Source organism: Streptomyces sp. NPDC006372 (assembly GCF_040612515.1).
Classification (GTDB): Bacteria; Actinomycetota; Actinomycetes; order Streptomycetales; family Streptomycetaceae; genus Streptomyces.
On sequence record NZ_JBEXQJ010000034.1, the window covers coordinates 12,358 to 32,149 of the forward strand.

Here is a 19,792-nt window from a genome sequence, read left to right on the forward strand (position 1 = left end):
CGTCGGGAAGCGCTGCGGCTCGTGCCCGCAGACCCGGCCTTCGCCGCCCTGTCGTCGCTGCTGGCGGGTGACGGGGAACTCGGGACGCCCGGCGCGGCGGAACGCTGTCTGCCCCTCCCCGCAGGGCGGAAGACACTCGACCGAGCCGCGAAGCACTACGCCGCCGCGGACGCGCTGTTCCGGGACGCCGGCGCGGCGCGCGGGCGGGCAGCGGCTGCGCTGCGCCTGGCGCACGTGGCACGGCTGCGGCGGAAGACCGGCGACCGCACCGCAAGCTTCGACCGGGCACTGACGCTGGCCGCGGACGCCGGTGACCAGGCGTGCGTGGCGCGCTCAAGGTGCACAGCATGCTGGACGCCGTGGAGGACGGCAGGCCGTCGTCCGGGCACGACGTGGAGGAGGTCCGCCGCTGGGCGTCGACCGTGGGCAGCGGTTCCTGGCTCCTGGGCTTGGCACACCTCGTCGCCGCGCGGGCCGGCGACTGGACCCGGCAGGGGCACATCGTCCGCGGCCGGGAGGCGGGCGACCTGGCACAGCGGCTCGTGGAACAGGTCGCGGCGGCGGACGTGGCAGGGCCCGTCCCCCCTGCCGTCCGCCTGACGACGGGGCCGATGACCGGCTCGCTGGGGGCGTATCACGACGCCCGCCACCGGCTGTCCTCTCTCGTCCTCGCCGACCTCGATCTCCGCACCCGGGAGCGGCAGTTGCAGGACATGTGCCGGGAGGACGCAGAGGGGCAGGCCACGCGGTCCGTCCCCGTGGTCAACGCCTGGCTGTCCACGGCGCTCGCAGCCGAACTCTTCCTCAACGAGGCGGTGGGACTGGGCGACCCCGACCTCGTCGCCACCGCACGGCCCCGGCTCGCACGGGTGATCGGTCTCGGACAGCGACTGCAGTGCGGGCAGGGTGGAGACACAGCCGTGGCGGAGGCTCTGCGCGATTCCCTGGAGGGGCTGCACGCCGGACTGCTCTCGGCCCATGCCGTCGAGAAACTGCACCGGCTGCGCCGGTTCAGGACGGCAGGTCTGCGGGCCCCGGCGGAACGCGCCGCCCGGGAGGCGGAGGCGCTGATCGAGCGTGGCGCGCCGCCTTCCTTCGCGCGCTGTGCGCTCCTGGTGGAACTGGGCCGCTCGGAGGAAGCGCGGGCGGAGGCCGACGAGTTGGAGGCACACGGGGCGCTCACGGCACAGCAGTCGGCGGCGCTCCGGATACGCCTGCGACAGCCGGAACGGGCCGCCGCGGCGGAGCGGCGCATCGGAGCGGACGGCGCGGAGCCGGTGAAGCCCTGGGAGAGGCCCGCGATCGCGGCAGAGGCGTCGCTCACCCTCGGCGACCCACGGCGCGCCGCCGAGCGGGCTCTGGAGGCGGTCACCGTTTACGAGGAACACCGGTCGAGGATGGGGCGGGACACCCTGCGGGCCGCGTCGGCCGACGACCCCGTGGTGGCCCGCGCCTATCACACGGCCGTGCTGTCTCAGTGGGAGTTGCCCGGTGGGAAAACCGTGGCCTTCGCCACCGCGGAGCGCGCTCGCTCCGGTTTCCTCGAGGCCGTGCACGCCCTCGACAGCGCCGCCGGGCAGCCTGCCGCGCGACGAGCGGTGCGGGGCTGGCTCCAGGCGGAGGCACGCTGGGCCGCGCGGTTCGAGGAGGCGGCAGCCGCCCTGCGGAGCGAAGTCCCGGATCGCGCCGCGTCGCAGGGCCGGGAGCCGGCGGACGCGGCACGTCCTCCGCGGTCCGGAAGATCGTCGAACTGCTGGAGACGATCGCGCGGGGCGAGCGGCTGCGCGGGCTCGCGGACCCAGGGCCTGACGGCTTCACCGCGCAGGACCTGCGGGCCTGGATGGAGGTCGAGGCGACTCCGGGCAGCCTTGACTTCCGCGAGTTCCGGCCCGGTGACGTGTTGCGGGCCGGGGACCGCTACCGGGTCTCCGTCGCCGGCCGCACCCTCACGCCCCTGTACGTCTGGCTGCTGGGCGTGGGTCTGAGCGGCCGCACCTCACTGGTGACCCACGACCAGCCCAGCGGCATCTCCATGGAGCCGGACACCGGGCACGACGGCGGGTTCGGAGACCGTCCCGGGCCGGTGGAGGTCCGGTGGCGGTCCGGGCCGGTGGAGATCTGGTGGCCGGAGGACGTACCGGAGGTGGCCGGCCGTCCGGAGAGCGTGCTGCTGCTGGTCGGAGACCGGGAACTGGACCTGAGCGCGCTGGGCGGTGCCGCACGCCACCACCGGTCGGAGCCCGCCGCGTTGAGCGCGTTGCTGGAAGAGGTGTGCGAAGGCGTCCGGGACTCACGTCAGTCGATCACCGCGAAGGAGCTGCGGTACCGGGTGTTCGGCTGGCACACCACCGTTGAGCCGCCGTCATCGTGAAGCGCGGACGAGAGTCGAGGAACGAGGGGGCTGGACCGGCCAGTGGGCGCAGATACACCTGAAGGACACGACGCTTCCACCGGCCAGGTGCCGCATGACCTGCTGGCCACCGCCGAGCTGGTGGCCGGCGGTGCACTGAGACCCAGGGACCGGATGTGGCGTGCGGGCGTCGCACTCGGCCGCCCCCTGGCATACGCCCTTCCGATGGCCGACATGGCGACGCTGCTGCTGTGTTTCCCGTTCGACTTGGAGGAGATGCCCGCCGGGTGCGGCTACCGGAAGATCGAGCTGGCGGTCACCTTCGACGACGAGAGCCTGAGGGCCCTGGACCTGCGACCCGGAGCCGGGTGGGGCGGGCCCGACGGAGCGCGCGTCACCGCGTTCGGGCTCGGCCGCAACCGCCTGCGCTGGATGTTCGAAGCGCCGCAGACCGGTGGAACGCTGTCTCCTGACGGGCGCTGGGCCCAAGCCGTCCTCGAGTCGCCGTCACCGCTCACGGACGTGTCCGGCCGTGTCCGGGTACGAGGGGTGATAGAGCACCCGCTGCTGAGCGGGACGCGGGCGGAGGGCGAGGTGCAGACACGCAACGAGGTGCCCTTTTCCCTGTCACGTGCGGACATCTGGGCCGCGGCGCCCCTCGCGGAGCGGACACAGCGGCCGGGCGCCTGGGCACTCACCGGCCGCGAGAGCATCGGTCCACCGGGCGAGCGACTGCCCCCAGGGCGACAGCACCTGTGCCTCGCGGTTGACATCGAGAAGTACAGCACCCGCGGCAACGCGGACATGATCCGGCTGCAGCGCTCGCTGTTGCGCGTCATGCGTGCGGCCTGCGCCCGGGCGGCAGTCGACTGGGACGCTTGCGGCCGACAGGCCCAGGGGGACGGCTATCTGCTGGTGCTGCCGCCGGAAACCGACGACACCCGTGCGGTCCCCCAACTGCTGGACGGTCTCGCCGACGCCCTGGCCGCGGTGAACCGTGAGCCGCACGGGGGCACCGACTCCCGGTCGCCTCTGCGCACCCGCATGCGGGCGGCCTTCCACCACGGAATCGTCCACGAGGGGGACAGCGGCTACGCGGGCTCGGCGGTCGTGGAGCTCTTCCGCATGCTGGACGCCGACCCCCTGAGAGCACTCCTGGCCGACGACCGGTCCACCGACCTCGTGGTCGCCTTCTCCGACCGGACGTACCAGGACCTGGTGCTGCAGGGGTACGAGGGCCTGTCACCCGTCGGATTCATGCGCACCGACATCAGGGTCAAACAGTTCGCGGGGGTGGCCTGGATCCGGTCGCAGGGGCACGCTGGTCCCCCTCCTCACGACCTCACCGCACCGGCGTGAAGTCCCGTGCCCCGATGAACTCCGGCCGCCGGACCGGCGCGGCGAACGGTTCCACCGCCGTGTTCTCCACGCTGTTGAACACGATGAACACGTTGCTGCGCGGGTACGGCGTGATGTTGTCGCCGGAGCCGTGCATGCAGTTGCAGTCGAACCAGGTCGCCGAACCGGCCCTGCCCGTGAAGAGCTTGATGCCGTGCTCGGAGGTCAGCTGTGTCAGCGCCTCGTCGGACGGCGTGCCCGCGTCCTGCATCTGGAGGGACTTCTTGTAGTTGTCCCTCGGTGTCCGGCCGGCGCACCCTACGAAGGTCCGGTGCGAGGCCGGCATGATCATGAGGCCGCCATTGGTGGCGTGGTTCTCGGTCAGCGCGATCGAGACCGACACCGTGCGCATGCGCGGGAGGCCGTCCTCGGCGTGCCATGTCTCGAAGTCCGAGTGCCAGTAGAAGCCGGAGGCGCCGAAGCCCGGCTTGACGTTGATCCGGGACTGGTGGACGTAGACGTCGGAGCCGAGGATGCGCCGGGCGGTGCCTGCCACGCGTTCGTCGCGTACCAGGTTCGCGAAGACCTCACTGATCTTGTGCACCTCGAACACCGACCGGACCTCCTGTGTCCTGGGCTCGACGATGCGGCGTTCGTCGGTGCGGAGCTTCGGGTCGTGGAGCAGCCGGTCGAGTTCGGCGCGGTACGTCTCGGTCTCGTCGTCCGTCAGCAGGTGCCCGTCGGTCAGGAAGCCGTCGCGTTCGTACGACTCCAGGTCGGGGGAGGGCTGCCCCCAGACGACCGGGTCCCGGCGGGGTGTGATGACTTCTGCGGGGCCCCGAGTCGGGTACAGGTCCTGGACGGCCGTGGTGGTCGCGGTCATGGTCGGTCCCCTTCTGTGCGCTCGGGTTCGCTCAGGCGTCGGGCTCGGGGGGCGGGTAGGAACCGTTCTCGTCGTGGTCCTCCCACCCGGTGACCGGGGGGTTGAAGACGCACACGCAGCGGAAGTCCGTCTTGGGGCGGAGCGTGTGCCGCTCGTGGCCGTCGAGCAGGTACATGGTGCCGGGCTTGATCCAGTGGGTCTCGCCGGTCTCCTCGTCGGTGAGTTCGGCCTCGCCCGCGACGCACAGCACGGCCTCGACGTGATGCGCGTACCACATCGACGTCTCCGTGCCCGCGTACAGCACGGTCTCGTGCAGCGAGAAGCCGACCTTCTCCCTGGCGAGCACGAGGCGCTTGCTCTCCCAGGTACCGGAAGCGGACCTCACGTGGCGCTCGGTGTTCTCGATCTCACTCAGTGATCGGACTATCACATCGTCTCCCGTACCGAGCGGGCGAGGATCCGCAGCCCTTCGTCCAGTTCCTCCGGAGGGATGGTGAGGGCCGGCAGCAGCTTGACGACCTCGTCCTCCGGCCCGGACGTCTCGACCAGCAGCCCGAGTTCGAAGGCGCGGCGGGCCACGGCAGAGGCGCGGTGCTTGTCCGTGAACTCCATCCCCCACACCAGTCCGCGTCCGCGGATGCCGGCGCCGAGTTGTGGGTGCTCGTCGCGGATCGCCTGCAGTGCGCGCTCGACCTGTTCGCCGCGGGCGATGGTCTGCTTCTCCATGCGGTTGTCGGTCCAGTACGTCTCGAGCGCGGCGGTCGCCGTGACGAAGGCGTGGTTGTTGCCGCGGAAGGTGCCGTTGTGCTCACCCGGTTCCCACACGTCCAGGCCGGACCCGAACAGGCACAGCGACATCGGCAGGCCGTAGCCGCTGATGGACTTCGACAGCGTGACGATGTCCGGCGTGATGCCGGCCTCCTCGAACGAGAAGAAGGCTCCGGTGCGTCCGCAGCCCATCTGGATGTCGTCCACGATGAGCAGCATGTCGTGCCGGTGACAGAGGTCGGCCAGCTCCCGCAGCCACTCGCCACGGGCCACGTTGACGCCGCCCTCGCCCTGCACCGTCTCGACGATCACCGCGGCGGGCTTGTTCAGTCCCGAGCCCTGGTCGTCGAGCAGCCGCTCGAACCACAGGAAGTCCGGGACCTGGTCGTCGAGGTAGTGGTCGAACGGCATGGGGGTGCCGTGCACCAGCGGGACGCCCGCGCCGGCCCGCTTGACGACGTTGCCGGTGACGGCCAGCGCGCCCAGGGACATGCCGTGGAACGCGTTGGTGAAGGACACGATCGCCTCGCGTCCCTTCACCTTGCGGGCCAACTTCAGTGCGGCCTCGACCGCGTTGGTGCCGGCCGGGCCCGGGAACATCACCTTGTAGGGCAGTTCGCGCGGGAGCAGCACCAGATTCCGGAACGTCTCCAGGAACGTGCGCTTCGCGGTGGTGGCCATGTCGAGGCCGTGGGTGATGCCGTCGGCCTCGATGTGGTCGAGGAGGGCCCGTTTCAGGGCGGGGTCGTTGTGGCCGTAGTTGAGCGATCCGGCACCCGCGAAGAAATCGAGGTAGGTGCGGTCGTTCTCGTCGCGAAGGTGGCTTCCCCGCGCGTGGACGAAGACGGTGGGCCACCCTCGGCAGTAGCTGCGTACCTCGGATTCGAGACTCTCGAACACGCTCAGATCCGGCTGCCTGTTCGTCCTTTTCGTCATGACACTCCTAGGTGCGGGAAGAGCCCGAACACCGCACTTTCACGGGGCCACTGCCTTTCAGTGCAGTGGTCCGATGCGGTACAGGTACTCGGGCTCGTGGGCCTCGGGAAACAGCTCCGCGGGAAAGAGGAGTTCACGTTTCAACGGTGCCCTGTGTCGTTCGGCGAAGGAGAGGAAGAGTTGTTGGGAGGCGGTGTTGCCCGGGCTGATGGTCGTCTCCAGCCGGTGGAGGTCGCGCTGCGCGCGGAGTCGGCTGGTGAGGTGGTCGAGCATGGCCCCGGCGAGACCCCGTCCCCGGTCGGCCCCGGCGACGGCGATCTGCCAGATGACGAGCACGTCGGGCCGGTCGGGACGGCGGTATCCGGTGGTGAAACCTGTCGGTGCGCCCTTTTCGTCGCGTGCCACCGCGGAAGTCTGCGCGAAATCGCGGAACCACAGCAGGTAACTGTACGGAGAGTTCACGTCGAGTTCTCCGGATTCGCGGGCGATACGCCAGACAGCGGGACCGTCCGCGATTGTTGGTTCCCCGATGTATTCCGTCAGTGTCGTCATACGGAGCACCTTTGTTCCACGGTCACCGGGCGTTACCGCTGCCCGGGGCGTGTGCGCCTACTCATGTTACGTGTGTGATCCCGAGTCGGCCACGGGACCGCAGGTCGCAGGTGGGGCACGGGAGGCGTACCCGAGCGAGGATGCGCTGGTCACCGCCCAGTAGAGTGCGCCTCTGCGCCTCCTGTCGTCCCCGAAAGCCGAGGTACCGCGCAGTGACGCCCGTACCCCCCGAACCGACCGCCACCGTGACCGTCGTCGGGATCGGGGCCGACGGCTGGGCGGGGCTGCCCGGTGCCTCCCGTGCCGCGCTCAGCGAGGCCGAGGTCCTGATCGGGGGAGCGCGCCAGCTGGATCTGCTGCCGCCGGAGTGCACCGGTCAGCGCGTCGCCTGGCCGTCGCCGCTGCGCCCCGCCGTTCCCGGCCTGCTCGCCGCGCACGCCGGCCGCCGGATCGCCGTTCTGGCCAGCGGGGACCCCATGTTCTACGGCATCGGACGCGCCCTCGCCGAGGAGACGGACGCGCTGCGCGTCCTGCCGCACCCCTCCTCGGTCTCCTACGCCGCCGCCCGGCTCGGCTGGCCCCTGGAGGACGTGGAGGTCGTCACGCTGGTCGGCCGGCCCGCCGCCCGCCTCGCCGCCGCCCTGCACCACGGCCGGCGCCTCCTCGTCCTCAGCGCGGACGCCACCACCCCCGGTGAGGTCGCCGCCCTGCTGCGGGACCGGGGCTTCGGGCCCAGCCCGATGCGGGTCCTCGCACAACTCGGCGGGGAGAAGGAACACGCCACCGCCGAGTCCACCGCCGACGACTGGCCGCACCCGCCCGGCGATCCCCTCAACATCGTCGCCGTCGAATGCCGCCGCGCCCCCGAAGCCCTGCGGCTCGGCGCCGTGCCCGGGCTGCCGGACGAGGCGTACGCGCACGACGGGCAGCTCACCAAGCGGCACGTCCGCGCCGCCACGCTGGGCGTCCTCGCGCCGGCGCCCGGTGAACTGCTGTGGGACATCGGCGGCGGGTCCGGTTCGATCGCCGTCGAGTGGATGCGCACCCACCCCTCGTGCCGCGCGGTCACCGTGGAGCGCGATCCGGTGCGCGCCGAACGGATCACCCGCAACGCGGACCGGCTGGGCGTGCCGGGCCTGCGGGTCGTCACCGGCGCCGCCCCCGCCGTCCTCGCCGAGCTGCCGCCCCCGGACGCCGTGTTCGTGGGCGGCGGACTCACCGCGCGCGGCCTCCTCGACGCGTGCTGGGCGGCGCTGCCCGACGGCGGGCGGCTGGTCGCCAACACCGTGACGCTGGAGTCCGAGGCACTGCTCGCCGACGCCCACCGTCGCCACGGCGGCGAGCTGGTGCGGCTCGCGGTGGCACACGCCGTGCCGGTGGGGGGCTTCACCGGGTGGCGACAGGCGATGCCGGTCACCCAGTGGGCCGTGCGGAAAACCCACGACACCGCGGGACCCGATACCCCGGGACCCGATACCCCGGGACCCGACACCTCGGGGATCGAGACCGCGGGACCCGACATCTCAGGACACGACACCCTTCCGGGAGCAGACAGATGACCGTGTACTTCATCGGGGCCGGCCCCGGTGCCGCCGACCTGATCACGGTGCGCGGTGCCCGCACGCTCGCCGCCTGCCGGGTCTGCCTGTACGCAGGCAGCCTGGTCCCGCGTGAACTGCTCGCCGAATGCCCGCCGGACGCCCGGCTGGTGGACACCGCGCAGCTCGACCTGGACCAGATCACCGCCGAACTGCTGCGCGCCCACGAGGAGGGACACGACGTGGCCCGGCTGCACTCCGGGGACCCGTCCGTGTTCAGCGCGGTGGCCGAGCAGATGCGGCGGCTGGACGCGGCCGGAGTGCCGTACGAGGTCGTCCCGGGCGTCCCGGCCTTCGCCGCCGCCGCGGCCTCCCTGAAGCGGGAGCTGACCGTGCCGACCGTCGGCCAGAGCGTGATCCTCACCCGCGTCGCCAACCGGGCCACTCCCATGCCCGAGGGCGAGGACCTCGCCACCCTCGGCCGCAGCGGCGCACTGATCGTGCTGCACCTGGCCGCCAAGTACGCGGACCGCGTGGTCGAGGAGCTCCTCCCGCACTACGGCGCCGACTGCCCCGCCGCGGTCGTCGCCTACGCCTCCCGCCCGGACGAGATCGTCATCCGCGGCACGCTGGAGGAGATCGCCGGGAAGGTGAAGGAGGCCGGTGTGCTGCGCACCGCGGTGATCATGGTGGGGCGGACGCTGGGGGCGGAGCAGTTCCGGGACAGTCACCTGTACTCGCCGGAGCGGGAACGCCACGTGTGCTGAGCACGGTGAGCGGCCGTCAGGCCACCGTGCTGCGCCCCACCACCGCCCCCGCCCGGTCGATGCAGATCACGTCGACCGCCACCGGCGCCCCCCGCAGTACGGCCAGGGCCTCGTCGCGGGCGGTGGTGGCGACCAGGTCGCCGAGCGGCACCCCGGCCGCGATGCAGGACTGGAGCGCGGCGAGGCCGGTGTTGGCCCCGGCCACCTCGGCGGCCAGGGTCTCGTCCGCGCCGCCGCGCCGGGCCAGTTCGGCGAGGAAGCCCTTGTCGACCTGGGAGCGGGCGGAGTGCAGGTCGAGGTGGCCGGCGGCGAGCTTGGAGAGCTTGGCGAAGCCGCCGCAGACGGTCAGCCGGTCGACGGGGTGGCGGCGGATGTACTTCAGCACCGCGCCCGCGAAGTCGCCCATGTCGAGCAGGGCGTCCTCGGGCAGACCGTACTCGGCGACGACCGTCTTCTCCGACGTCGACCCGGTGCAGCCGGCGACGTGCGTACGTCCCGCCGCGCGGGCCACGTCCACGCCCCGCCGGATGGAGTCGATCCACGCCGAGCAGGAGTACGGGACGACGATGCCGGTGGTGCCCAGGATGGAGAGGCCGCCCAGGATGCCGAGCCGGGGATTCCAGGTGGAGCGGGCGATCTCCTCGCCGTGGTCCACGGAGACGGTGATCTCGACGTCCCCGGTGCCCCCGTGCCGGGCGGCGACCTCGGCGACGTGGTCGGCCATCATGCGGCGGGGGACGGGGTTGACGGCCGCCTCGCCGACGGGTAGGGGCAGGCCGGGGCGGGTGATGGTGCCGACCCCGGGACCTGCCCTGAAGACGACCCCGGCCCCGGCGGGCAGTTGCCGTACCGTGGCCCGGACCAGTGCCCCGTGGGTGACGTCCGGATCGTCGCCCGCGTCCTTCACGATCCCCGCCATCGCGTGCCCGTCGCCCAGTTCCTCGGCGGCCAGCGCGAACGACGGTGTCTGCCCCTTCGGCAGGGTGATGGTCACCGGGTCGGGGAACTCGCCGGTCAGCAGGGCGGTGTACGCCGCCGTCGTGGCCGCCGTCGCACAGGCGCCGGTGGTCCAGCCGGGCCGCAGGCCCGTGTGCTCCAGCTGGGCCCTGCGGCCGCCCTTCACTTCGCTGCTCATGAACGGACCTGGACTTCCATGCACGTACTGATCCTCGGCGGAACCTCGGAGGCCCGCCGTCTCGCCGAACTCCACCACGCGACCCCCGGGGTGACCCCGACCAGCTCCCTCGCGGGGCGGGTGGCCAGTCCGCGGCTGCCGCCGGGGGAGGTACGGATCGGTGGCTTCGGCGGCGTGGAGGGGCTGACCGCGTGGCTGCGCGAACACCGGGTGGACGTGCTCATCGATGCCACCCACCCTTTCGCCGGGACGATCAGTTTCCACGCGGCGCGGGCCGCCGCCACCGCCCATGTTCCCCTGCTCGCCCTGAGGCGTCCCGGCTGGGTCCCCGTCGAGGGCGACGACTGGCACGACGCCGGCTCCCTGGAGGAGGCCGCCCGGTTGCTGCCCGGGCTCGGCCGGCGGGTGTTCCTCACCACCGGACGGATGGGCCTGGCCGCGTTCGCCGCGCTGGACGAGCTGTGGTTCCTCGTACGGTCCGTGGACGCGCCCGAGGCCCCGCACCCGGCCCGGATGGAGGTGCTGCTGGACCGCGGCCCGTTCACGCTCGACGGGGAGCGCGAGCTGCTCCGCCGGCACCGCATCGACGTCGTGGTGACCAAGGACAGCGGGGGAACGGCCACCGCGCCGAAGCTGACGGCCGCCCGGGAGGCCGGGCTCCCGGTGGTCGTGGTCCGCCGGCCCCCGGTCCCCGAGGGCGTCCCGGTCGTCTCCGACCCGGAGGCGGCGGCCCGGTGGGTCGGCAACCGCCTCCGGCAGAGCGGCTTCCCGGCCACCGGCTGAGAACGACCCGGAACTGCCGCTGAACGCCCCGGGCCCCTCAGGAGGCCCCGCCGGACCCGGCCTCCGGATACCGCCGCGGAGTCCAGGTGATCTCCTCGCCGTCCCCGCGGCGGACCGCCCGGGTCTGTGAGGAGCCGACCAGCAGGATCGTGCGCATGTCCACCTCGGCCGGGTCCAGGTCGGACAGCCGTACGATCCGCACCTGTTCGCCCGATCCGCCCACGTCCCGGGCGACCACGACCGGGGTGTCGGGTGCCCGGTGCTCCAGCAGCAGCTCACGTGCCTTGCCCACCTGCCAGGTGCGGCTGCGTGAGCCCGGGTTGTACAGGGCCATCACCAGGTCCGCGGAGGCGGCGGCGCGCAGCCGCTCGGCGATGACCTCCCACGGTTTGAGCCGGTCGGAGAGGGAGAGGACGGCGTAGTCGTGTCCGAGCGGGGCACCCGCGCGGGCCGCTGCCGCGTTGGCGGCGGTCACGCCCGGCAGCACCCGCACCGGCACGTCCGCGTACTCCTTCTGGGAGGCGGCCTCCAGCACGGCCGTCGCCATGGCGAAGACGCCCGGGTCGCCACCGGAGACGACCGCGACCCGCCGCCCGCGCCGGGCCAGGTCCAGGGCGAACTCGGCGCGCTCTGACTCGACCCGGTTGTCCGAGCCGTGCCGGGTCTGCCCGGGGCGCTCCGGCACCCGGTCGAGGTAGGTCGTGTAGCCGACCAGGTCGTCGGCGGCGGCCAGCGCCCCCCGCGTCTCGGGCGTCAGCCACAGCGGACCGGCCGGCCCGGTCCCGACCACGACGACCTCGCCCCGCTCCGGCGCCTGAGGCCGCTCGGCGTCGACCTGGCTGGGCAGCACGGCCACCGAGAAGTACGGCACCGACTCCGCGTCCACGTCCGCCAGTTCGGCGAGCCGTTCCCCGGCCATGGTGGCCCGCTCGACGTACCGGGCCTCGCCCAGCCGCCCCGAATCCGCGAAGGCCCGCCGCACCTTGGTGAAGGTCCGCCCCAGCTTCATCACCACGGCGACGTCCGTCGAGGCGAGCCGTGCGGTCAGCTCCTCCTCGGGCAGGGTCCCCGGCAGGATGGTGAGCACCTCCTCGCCCTCGGCGAGCGGCGTGCCCAGCCGGGCGGCCGCGGCGGACACGGAGGTGACGCCCGGGATCACCTCGGTCGTGTAGCGGTCGGCGAGCCGCTTGTGCATGTGCATGTAGGAGCCGTAGAAGAGCGGATCGCCCTCGGCCAGGACCGCGACCGTCCGCCCCGCATCGAGGTGCGCGGCGAGCCGGGCCGACGCCTCGGCGTAGAACTCCTCCATCGCGCCCTTGTAACCGCCCGGATGGTCGGTGGTCTCGGTCGTGACCGGGTAGACCAGCCGTTCCTCGATGTGGTCCTCGCGGATGTGCTTCGCCGCGATCGAGCGGGCGATGGAACGGCCGTGCCGGGCGCTGTGGTACGCGATCACGTCCGCCTCGGCGATGACCTCGACGGCCCGTACGGTCATCAGGGACGGGTCGCCCGGGCCGAGCCCGACCCCGTACAGCCGCCCCGCGGTGGACTGTTCGCCGCTCACTCTTCCTCACTCGCGATCGCGTTGAGCGCGGCGGCGGCGATGGCGCTGCCCCCGCGACGGCCGCGTACGACCAGGTGCTCCAGGCCGGACGGATGCGCGGCCAGGGCGTCCTTGGACTCGGCGGCCCCGACGAAGCCGACGGGGACGCCGATGACGGCGGCCGGCCGGGGAGCCCCCTCGTCGATCACCTCCAGCAGCCGGAACAGGGCGGTGGGCGCGTTGCCGACGGCGACCACCGAGCCCTCCAGCCGGTCCCGCCAGAGCTCCAGAGCGGCGGCGCTGCGCGTGGTGCCGAGCTTCGCCGCCAGTTCCGGCACGGACGGGTCGGAGAGGGTGCAGAGCACGTCGTTGCCGGCGGGCAGCCGCTTGCGGGTGACTCCGCTGGCCACCATCTGCACGTCGGTGAAGATCGGCGCACCGGAGCGCAGCGCCTCCTGGGCGCGGGCCACGACGGCCGGTGAGTAGGACAGGTCCCGTACGAGGTCGACCATTCCGCAGGCGTGGATCATGCGGACCGCTACCTGGCTGACGTCGGCGGGCAGGGCCGCGAGGTCCGCCTCCGCGCGGATGGTGGCGAAGGACTGGCGGTAGATCGCCGGGCCGTCCTTCTCGTAGTCGTACGTGGTCACGGTGGTCTTCACGCTGCTCTCGGTCGTCATACGGCTCATGAGGTGATCGCCGCCAGGGCGGTGGCGAGTCGGGCGGGGTCGTCCATCGAGGTGCTCCGGGGCTCCTGGCCGCTCACCGCGGTGGAGAGCCGGTAGCCGCCTCCCGGAGCGGCGACCACGTCGACGCGGTCGCCCCGGGGGTGCCCGCAGCGGCGTTCGCACCCGGACCAGTACAGGGGCAGGCCGTGCGGCTCGATCGCGCCGAGGGCCCCGGCCGCGTCGGTCCGTACGTCGGCCCGCGACTTGGCGCACCCCGGGCTGCCGATGCAGGCGCCGACGCGCAGCCAGGGGGAGTCGGGGTCGGTGACGAGGCCGGTGGCGGAGAGGCGGGCGAGGGACTCCTCCGCTGGCGTCCCCTGTGTGGGAAGAACCACACCGCGCCAGGGCGTCAGCCGCAGCTCACCGTCGGCGATATCGGTCAGTTCGCGCCATTGGCGCACCGTGAGCCGCCCCAGCGGTACGTGCACGGAGAGGCCGGTGCCGAGGGCTCCCGGGGAGGGGCCGTCCGTACGGCCGGTTTCGCGGGCCCGCCGCTCGTGACGGATGCCCTCGGCGGTCAGACGCCTGCCGACCGGGTCGAGCAACTCGTCCGCGGGGAGGTCGAGTTCCTCGATGCGCCAGACGCGCGCCCCGCTCTCCCGCGCCGCCTCCAGGAAGGTCTCCGCGGCCACCAGGGCGGCCCGCGCCGCCTCCTCGACGGGGACGAGCAGCGCTGTCCCGGCCGCGCCCAGGCCGAGGTGCGCCCCGCCGTCCGCCGTCGCCCGAACCGTCACGTCGGCATCGAGTCCGGCCACGTCCCCGCGCCCGTCGTCGAGCGCGAACAGGAAACGCCCCGACAGGCCTTGGGCCGCCTCACTCGTGCACAGCGCCGTGTCCAGGGCCGTGAGCCAGGGCCGTACGTCCAGCACACCCCGCCCGTCGAGACCGGACAGCGGTGAGGCCACGATGTTGCGCACCCGCTCGTGGCCGTGCGAGGGCAGCAGCCCGGCCGCGTCCAGCAGCCCCGCCAACTCACCGGCGCAGGCCTCGGCCAGACCCCGCAGCTGCACATTGCCGCGCGAGGTCAGATGCAGGTCCCCGTCGCCCAGCCGCTCCGCGGCGTCGCCGAGGGCCTCCGCCTGCGGAACGGTCAGCACACCACCGGGAATCCGGACGCGGGCCAGCGCGCCGTCGTCCGCAGCGTGCAGCCGCAGGGTGCCCGGGCAGGCGTCACCGCGCTCCCGGGAGACCGCTGTGGCCTGGGGCGATGAACGAAGGGCAGGCGTGGACATGGCGGCGAGCATACCTACCCTCACACCCGCTGTACGCCCCGCCCTTTTCCCATGCCCCTTACTATGATCCGCGGCGGATCATCCGGTCCGCCGACGCCACGACGGCGACAGGGGAGGAAGCCCGGTGCGAGTCCGGCGCGGTCCCGCCACTGTGAGCCCGGCCCGAACGGGGCCGGGTGAGCCAGGAACTCCCGCCGTCCTCCCACCGCCCGGGGCGCGGACACCCCGAGGAAGGCCAGACGCCGCATGATCCTTCTCCTGTCGACGTCCGACACCGACCTGCTCAGCGCACGCGCGGCAGCCGGCCCGGTCCCGTACCGCTTCGCCAACCCGGCCCGCCTCGCCCTTGAGGACCTTCCCGGTCTCCTCGACGGCGCCGACCTGGTCGTCGTACGCCTCCTCGGTGGCGTCCGCGCCTGGCAGGAGGGCCTCGACCTGCTGCTCGCCGACGGCCGCCCGGTCGTCGTCCTCACCGGCGAACAGGCCCCGGACGCCCAGCTGATGGCCGCCTCCACCGTCCCCGTCGGCATCGCCGCCGAGGCCCACGCCTACCTCGCCCACGGCGGCCCGGCCAACCTGGAGCAGCTCGCCCGCTTCCTCTCCGACACGGTCCTGCTGACCGGCCACGGCTTCGAGGCACCCGCGCCCGCCCCCACCTGGGGCCCGCTGGAGCGCACACCCCGCGAGCGCGCGGGCGGCCCGACCGTCGCCGTGCTCTACTACCGGGCCCACCACATGAGCGGCAACACCGCCTTCGTGGGCGCCCTGTGCGACGCGATCGAGGAGGCGGGCGGCCGGCCCCTGCCCCTGTACGTCGCCTCCCTGCGCGCCCCCGAGCCCGAGCTGATCGAGGAACTCCGCGCCGCCGACGCCATCGTCACCACCGTCCTCGCCGCGGGCGGCACCAAGCCCGCCGAGGCATCGGCCGGCGGCGACGACGAGTCCTGGGACGCGGGCGCGCTCACCACGCTGGATGTCCCGATCCTCCAGGCCCTGTGCCTCACGGGTTCGCGCACCGCCTGGGAGGAGAACGACGAGGGCGTCTCCCCGCTCGACGCGGCCAGCCAGATCGCCGTCCCCGAGTTCGACGGCCGCCTCATCACCGTCCCGTTCTCCTTCAAGGAGATCGACGAGGACGGCCTCCCGGCCTACGTCGCCGACCCCGAGCGCGCGGCCCGGGTCGCCGGTATCGCCGTACGCCACGCGCGACTGAGCCACATTCGGCCCGCCGACAAGCGCCTCGCGCTGGTCCTCTCCGCCTACCCGACCAAGCACTCCCGCATCGGCAACGCGGTCGGCCTCGACACCCCCGCGAGCGCCGTGGCCCTGCTGCGCCGGCTCCGCGAGGAGGGCTACGACTTCGGAACGGACGCGGAGGTGCCGGGCCTGGCCTCCGGTGACGGCGACGAGCTGATCCGCGCGCTGATCGAGGCGGGCGGCCACGACCAGGACTGGCTCACCGAGGAGCAGCTCGCCCGCAACCCGGTCCGCATCCCGGCGGCCGACTACCGCCGCTGGTTCGCCACGCTCCCCGAGGAGCTGCGCACGGCGGTGGAGGAGAAGTGGGGCCCGGCCCCGGGCGAGATGTTCGTCGACCGCAGCCGCAACCCGGAGGGCGACATCGTCCTCGCGGCCCTGCGCTTCGGCAATCTGCTGATCCTCATCCAGCCCCCGCGCGGCTTCGGCGAGAACCCGATCGCGATCTACCACGACCCGGACCTCCCGCCCTCCCACCACTACCTGGCCGCCTACCGCTGGATCGCCGCCCGCGCCGAGGACGGCGGGTTCGGGGCGGACGCGATGATCCACCTGGGCAAGCACGGCAACCTGGAGTGGCTGCCCGGCAAGAACGCGGGCCTCTCCGCCGCCTGCGGCCCCGACGCCGCCCTCGGCGACCTCCCTCTGATCTACCCGTTCCTGGTCAACGACCCGGGCGAGGGCACCCAGGCCAAGCGCCGTGTCCACGCCACCCTCGTCGACCACCTCGTCCCGCCGATGGCCCGCGCCGACTCCTACGGCGACATCGCGCGGCTGGAGCAACTCCTCGACGAGTACGCCCAGATCTCCTCCATGGACCCGGCGAAGCTCCCGGCGATCCGCGCCCAGATCTGGACCCTCATCCAGGCCGCCCGGCTCGACCACGACCTCGGCATGGAGGACCGCCCGGACGACGACGGCTTCGACGATTTCCTCCTGCACGTCGACGGCTGGCTCTGCGAGGTCAAGGACGCCCAGATCCGCGACGGCCTGCACGTCCTCGGCAACCCGCCGCGCGGCGAGGACCGCGTCAACCTCGTCCTCGCCATCCTGCGCGCCCGCCAGATCTGGGGCGGCGCCACGGCCCTGCCCGGACTGCGCGAGGCCCTCGGCCTGGACGAGTCCGCGGCGACCCGCACCACCGCCGACGAGACGGAGGAGAAGGCACGCGCCCTGGTCCAGGCGATGGAGGACGCGGGCTGGGACCCGGCCGCCGTGCCCACGGACCACGGTGAACAGGTCGCGGCCATCCTGGAGTTCGCGGCCCGCGAGGTCGTCCCGCGGCTGTCGGGGACCACGAACGAACTCGACCACGCGGTCCACGCCCTGGCCGGCGGCTTCGTCCCGGCGGGTCCCTCCGGATCCCCGCTCCGCGGCCTGGTCAACGTCCTGCCGACCGGCCGCAACTTCTACTCCGTCGACCCCAAGGCCGTCCCCTCCCGCCTCGCCTGGGAGACCGGCCAGGCGCTCGCGGACTCCCTGCTGGAGCGCTACCGCGCGGACAACGGCGACTGGCCCACGTCCGTCGGCCTCTCCCTGTGGGGCACGAGCGCGATGCGCACGGCGGGCGACGACGTGGCGGAGGCCCTCGCGCTGCTCGGTGTCCGCCCCGTCTGGGACGACGCCTCGCGCCGGGTGACCGGCCTGGAGGCCGTCCCGCACGAGGAGCTGGGCCGCCCCCGCATCGACGTCACCCTGCGTATCTCGGGCTTCTTCCGGGACGCCTTCCCGCACACCATCGGCCTGCTGGACGACGCCGTACGCCTGGCGGCCTCGCTGGACGAACCGGCCGAGGTCAACCACGTACGGGCCCACGTCCAGGCGGACCTGGCCGAGCACGGCGACGAGCGCCGCGCCACCACCCGTATCTTCGGCTCCCGGCCCGGCACCTACGGCGCCGGTCTGCTCCAGCTCATCGACTCCCGCGACTGGCGCACCGACGCCGACCTGGCCGAGGTCTACACGGTCTGGGGCGGTTACGCCTACGGCCGCGAACTCGAGGGCCGCCCCGCCCGCGAGGAGATGGAGACCGCCTACAAGCGGATCGCGGTCGCGGCGAAGAACACGGACACCCGCGAGCACGACATCGCCGACTCCGACGACTACTTCCAGTACCACGGCGGCATGGTCGCCACGGTCCGCGCCCTGCGCGGCACCGCCCCCGAGGCGTACATCGGCGACTCGACCCGCCCCGAGACGGTCCGCACCCGCACCCTGGTCGAGGAGACCTCCCGGGTCTTCCGCGCCCGCGTCGTCAACCCCAAGTGGATCGAGGCGATGCGCCGCCACGGCTACAAGGGCGCCTTCGAACTCGCCGCCACGGTGGACTACCTCTTCGGCTACGACGCCACCACCGGCGTGATCGCCGACTGGATGTACGACAAGCTCACCGAGACCTACGTCCTGGACCCCGCCAACCGCGAGTTCCTCCAGCAGGCCAACCCCTGGGCCCTGCACGGCATCGCCGAACGCCTGCTGGAGGCGGAGTCCCGCGGGATGTGGGAGAAGCCCGACCCGGCGGTGCTGGAGGGGCTGCGGCAGGTGTACCTGGAGACGGAGGGCAACCTCGAGGACGACGGCTCCTAGGTCCCGGACCGACTCCTCACCACCCGGTCAGCAGCAGGTGGTTGAGGAGCAGGGCGAGCAGTGCCTGGGCGATGAGCCAGGCGCGGGGACGAGGGAGGAGCGCGCAGGCCGCCAGGAGCCACACCGCGAAGGGCAGCCAGATGCGCTCCGTCTCCGCCTTGCTCATGCCGGAAAGGTCGGCGATCAGCAGGGCGAGGAGCGCCGCGGACACGAGAACCGCGAGGCGGACGTCGTCTCGCGGTTCCGTGCGCCGCCCGATCAGCACGGCTCCCGTCCGCCGCAGCCCCGCCGCCGTCGCCAGTCCCGTGCTGATCACCGCGCAGGCCAGGTTGGCCCACACCCAGTAGCCGTAGGGCCGGATGCCGCCCGCGCCCTGGCGGTAGCGCGTCACCAGCAAGTGGTAGGCCTCCCACCAGTCGAAGCCCGCGAGCGTGAACAGCGCCGGGACCACGGCCAGTCCGGCCAGCAGCGGCACCAGCAGCGCCGGACGCTCCCGGACGCCCTGCCGGCCGAGCGCCAGTACCGCCGCCGCGATCAGCGCGACCAGCGTGAGGCCGTACGACAGGTAGCAGGTCAGGCCGAACAGCAGCCCGGACACCCCCGCCCACCACAAGGACCGGCCGGTGACCGCCAGGGCAAGCAGCGCCACCGCCCACGCCGCCACCGCGGCGAAGTACGCGTCGGCCGACGTGCCCATCCACACGGCGGCCGGGGCCAGCACGAGGAAGGGCGCAGCCCGGCGCGCGAGCGCCTCGCCGGCCAGAGCGCGGATCGTGACCAGCACGGCTACACAGGCCGTCGCCCCGACGGCGATGCACCAGACCCCGGCCCAGCCTCCGCCCCGTAGCCCGACCCGGTCGAGCAGGACGAAGGTGAGCGTGGCCGCGGGCGGGTGACCGGCGACGTGGGCGGGCCAGTTGTCCGGCGAGTCGAGAAGGATGTGCCGGGTGAAGTCCCGCAAAGCCGCCGGGACGTCGTGGAACCGGTCGACGACCTGGAGGTACTCGTAGCGGGTGGTGAGCCTGCGCGCGATGCCCCGGTCCCAGCCGTCGATCAGGGCGAGGGAGCAGATCCACGCCGTGCCCGTGGCCCAGGCCGCCGGCAGCAGGGCACGCCACGGGAGACGGGCCGCGAGGGCGGGTCCGTACGCCACGGTGGCGATCGCGACCAGCACGGCCGCCGGCGTACCGGGGCCCAGGTGAGGCCCCCAGGAGGCCAGCAGCGGAGGCCAGTCGACGAACAGTGTGCGGCTGGTGTCCTGGATGCGGCGGCCGACCAGGACGGCCGCCGTCACGAGCAGCGCGGCGGCACCGGCGGCGTACAGGTCGCGGCGGAGGGAGCGGGTCACATCCGGAACGCTAGGCCGACAGGGCGGGCACGGACCGCCGTCCGGGCC

Annotated in this window: 16 protein-coding genes and 1 riboswitch; of the genes, 7 read left to right on the plus strand and 9 right to left on the minus strand. The window is 73.1% G+C overall.

The genetic code is table 11. The features are described 5' to 3' along the window. The first annotated feature begins 347 nt into the window (after positions 1-347). The 3 genes from ABZ016_RS34495 to ABZ016_RS34505 all read left to right on the plus strand — a co-directional run bounded on the left by ABZ016_RS34495 (position 348) and on the right by ABZ016_RS34505 (position 3,709). Entirely contained in the window at positions 348-1,985 is a 1,638-nt protein-coding gene (locus tag ABZ016_RS34495) for a hypothetical protein (protein WP_356920648.1), read from the plus strand. Continuing rightward, positions 1,901-2,371 (plus strand): hypothetical protein, encoded by a 471-nt coding sequence (locus ABZ016_RS34500; RefSeq protein ID WP_356920649.1) that lies wholly within the window; start codon positions 1,901-1,903, stop codon positions 2,369-2,371. Before ABZ016_RS34495 ends, ABZ016_RS34500 begins: the two co-directional genes overlap by 85 nt. Positions 2,372-2,458: 87 nt before the next feature. Continuing rightward, the gene (locus ABZ016_RS34505) at positions 2,459-3,709 is read left to right on the plus strand and encodes a hypothetical protein (RefSeq protein WP_356920650.1); all 1,251 of its coding nucleotides are present in this window, start codon (positions 2,459-2,461) and stop codon (positions 3,707-3,709) included. On the opposite strand, the gene thpD is transcribed toward ABZ016_RS34505, so the two are convergent. Genes thpD through ectA form a run of 4 tightly spaced genes read right to left on the minus strand, consistent with a single transcriptional unit; the run spans position 3,693 to position 6,827 of the window. Further along, entirely contained in the window at positions 3,693-4,571 is an 879-nt protein-coding gene (gene thpD / locus ABZ016_RS34510) for an ectoine hydroxylase (protein ID WP_356920651.1), read from the minus strand. The genes ABZ016_RS34505 and thpD overlap by 17 nt on opposite strands. A 31-nt stretch (positions 4,572-4,602) precedes the next feature. Next, entirely contained in the window at positions 4,603-5,001 is a 399-nt protein-coding gene (locus tag ABZ016_RS34515) for an ectoine synthase (RefSeq protein ID WP_356920652.1), read from the minus strand. Next, a complete protein-coding gene (gene ectB / locus ABZ016_RS34520) occupies positions 4,998-6,275 on the minus strand; it encodes a diaminobutyrate--2-oxoglutarate transaminase (protein WP_356920653.1) in 1,278 nt (425 codons plus the stop codon). Before ectB ends, ABZ016_RS34515 begins: the two co-directional genes overlap by 4 nt. Positions 6,276-6,332: 57 nt before the next feature. Beyond that, a complete protein-coding gene (gene ectA, locus ABZ016_RS34525; RefSeq protein ID WP_356920654.1) occupies positions 6,333-6,827 on the minus strand; it encodes a diaminobutyrate acetyltransferase in 495 nt (164 codons plus the stop codon). 212 nt (positions 6,828-7,039) lie between these two features. Here ectA and cbiE point away from each other — a divergent pair, with 212 nt between their 5' ends. Beyond that, positions 7,040-8,386 carry a precorrin-6y C5,15-methyltransferase (decarboxylating) subunit CbiE gene (gene cbiE, locus ABZ016_RS34530; RefSeq protein WP_356920655.1) on the plus strand — a complete coding sequence of 449 codons (1,347 nt, stop codon included), beginning with the start codon at positions 7,040-7,042 and terminating at the stop codon, positions 8,384-8,386. Beyond that, the gene (gene cobM / locus ABZ016_RS34535) at positions 8,383-9,132 is read left to right on the plus strand and encodes a precorrin-4 C(11)-methyltransferase (protein ID WP_345663635.1); all 750 of its coding nucleotides are present in this window, start codon (positions 8,383-8,385) and stop codon (positions 9,130-9,132) included. Before cbiE ends, cobM begins: the two co-directional genes overlap by 4 nt. A gap of 16 nt (positions 9,133-9,148) precedes the next feature. Here cobM and ABZ016_RS34540 read toward each other — a convergent pair whose 3' ends face one another. Beyond that, complete coding sequence (locus ABZ016_RS34540; protein WP_356920656.1) at positions 9,149-10,267, minus strand: cobalt-precorrin-5B (C(1))-methyltransferase; 1,119 nt, start codon at positions 10,265-10,267, stop codon at positions 9,149-9,151. 18 nt (positions 10,268-10,285) lie between these two features. On the opposite strand from ABZ016_RS34540, the gene ABZ016_RS34545 reads away from it, so the two are divergent. Further along, the gene (locus tag ABZ016_RS34545) at positions 10,286-11,050 is read left to right on the plus strand and encodes a cobalt-precorrin-6A reductase (RefSeq protein WP_356920657.1); all 765 of its coding nucleotides are present in this window, start codon (positions 10,286-10,288) and stop codon (positions 11,048-11,050) included. 37 nt (positions 11,051-11,087) lie between these two features. Here the strand turns inward: ABZ016_RS34545 and ABZ016_RS34550 are convergent, their stop codons facing one another. Genes ABZ016_RS34550 through cobG form a run of 3 tightly spaced genes read right to left on the minus strand, consistent with a single transcriptional unit; the run spans position 11,088 to position 14,565 of the window. Continuing rightward, entirely contained in the window at positions 11,088-12,614 is a 1,527-nt protein-coding gene (locus ABZ016_RS34550) for a precorrin-2 C(20)-methyltransferase (protein ID WP_356920658.1), read from the minus strand. Beyond that, positions 12,611-13,282, minus strand: coding sequence for a precorrin-8X methylmutase (locus ABZ016_RS34555; RefSeq protein WP_356920659.1), 672 nt, complete (start codon positions 13,280-13,282; stop codon positions 12,611-12,613). The genes ABZ016_RS34550 and ABZ016_RS34555 overlap by 4 nt, the downstream gene beginning before the upstream one ends. Beyond that, positions 13,279-14,565 (minus strand): precorrin-3B synthase, encoded by a 1,287-nt coding sequence (gene cobG / locus ABZ016_RS34560; protein WP_356920719.1) that lies wholly within the window; start codon positions 14,563-14,565, stop codon positions 13,279-13,281. The genes ABZ016_RS34555 and cobG overlap by 4 nt, the downstream gene beginning before the upstream one ends. Positions 14,566-14,666: 101 nt before the next feature. Then, positions 14,667-14,744, plus strand: a riboswitch (cobalamin riboswitch). A gap of 55 nt (positions 14,745-14,799) precedes the next feature. Between cobG and cobN the strand changes: the two genes are divergently transcribed. Beyond that, entirely contained in the window at positions 14,800-18,396 is a 3,597-nt protein-coding gene (cobN, locus tag ABZ016_RS34565) for a cobaltochelatase subunit CobN (RefSeq protein ID WP_356920660.1), read from the plus strand. Between the two features lie 16 nt (positions 18,397-18,412). Here the strand turns inward: cobN and ABZ016_RS34570 are convergent, their stop codons facing one another. Beyond that, positions 18,413-19,744 carry a hypothetical protein gene (locus ABZ016_RS34570; RefSeq protein WP_356920661.1) on the minus strand — a complete coding sequence of 444 codons (1,332 nt, stop codon included), beginning with the start codon at positions 19,742-19,744 and terminating at the stop codon, positions 18,413-18,415. Between the last annotated feature and the right edge of the window lie 48 nt (positions 19,745-19,792).

What these genes read in the sequence shown, in the direction of transcription:
- ABZ016_RS34495 (WP_356920648.1), top strand. Translation starts at nt 348, where the DNA reads ATGCTGGACGCCGTGGAGGACGGCAGGCCGTCGTCCGGGCACGACGTG.
- thpD (WP_356920651.1), bottom strand. Translation starts at nt 4,571, where the DNA reads ATGACCGCGACCACCACGGCCGTCCAGGACCTGTACCCGACTCGGGGC.
- ectB (WP_356920653.1), bottom strand. Translation starts at nt 6,275, where the DNA reads ATGACGAAAAGGACGAACAGGCAGCCGGATCTGAGCGTGTTCGAGAGT.
- ectA (WP_356920654.1), bottom strand. Translation starts at nt 6,827, where the DNA reads ATGACGACACTGACGGAATACATCGGGGAACCAACAATCGCGGACGGT.
- cobM (WP_345663635.1), top strand. Translation starts at nt 8,383, where the DNA reads ATGACCGTGTACTTCATCGGGGCCGGCCCCGGTGCCGCCGACCTGATC.
- ABZ016_RS34540 (WP_356920656.1), bottom strand. Translation starts at nt 10,267, where the DNA reads ATGAGCAGCGAAGTGAAGGGCGGCCGCAGGGCCCAGCTGGAGCACACG.
- ABZ016_RS34545 (WP_356920657.1), top strand. Translation starts at nt 10,286, where the DNA reads ATGCACGTACTGATCCTCGGCGGAACCTCGGAGGCCCGCCGTCTCGCC.
- ABZ016_RS34555 (WP_356920659.1), bottom strand. Translation starts at nt 13,282, where the DNA reads ATGAGCCGTATGACGACCGAGAGCAGCGTGAAGACCACCGTGACCACG.
- cobG (WP_356920719.1), bottom strand. Translation starts at nt 14,565, where the DNA reads ATGCTCGCCGCCATGTCCACGCCTGCCCTTCGTTCATCGCCCCAGGCC.
- cobN (WP_356920660.1), top strand. Translation starts at nt 14,800, where the DNA reads ATGATCCTTCTCCTGTCGACGTCCGACACCGACCTGCTCAGCGCACGC.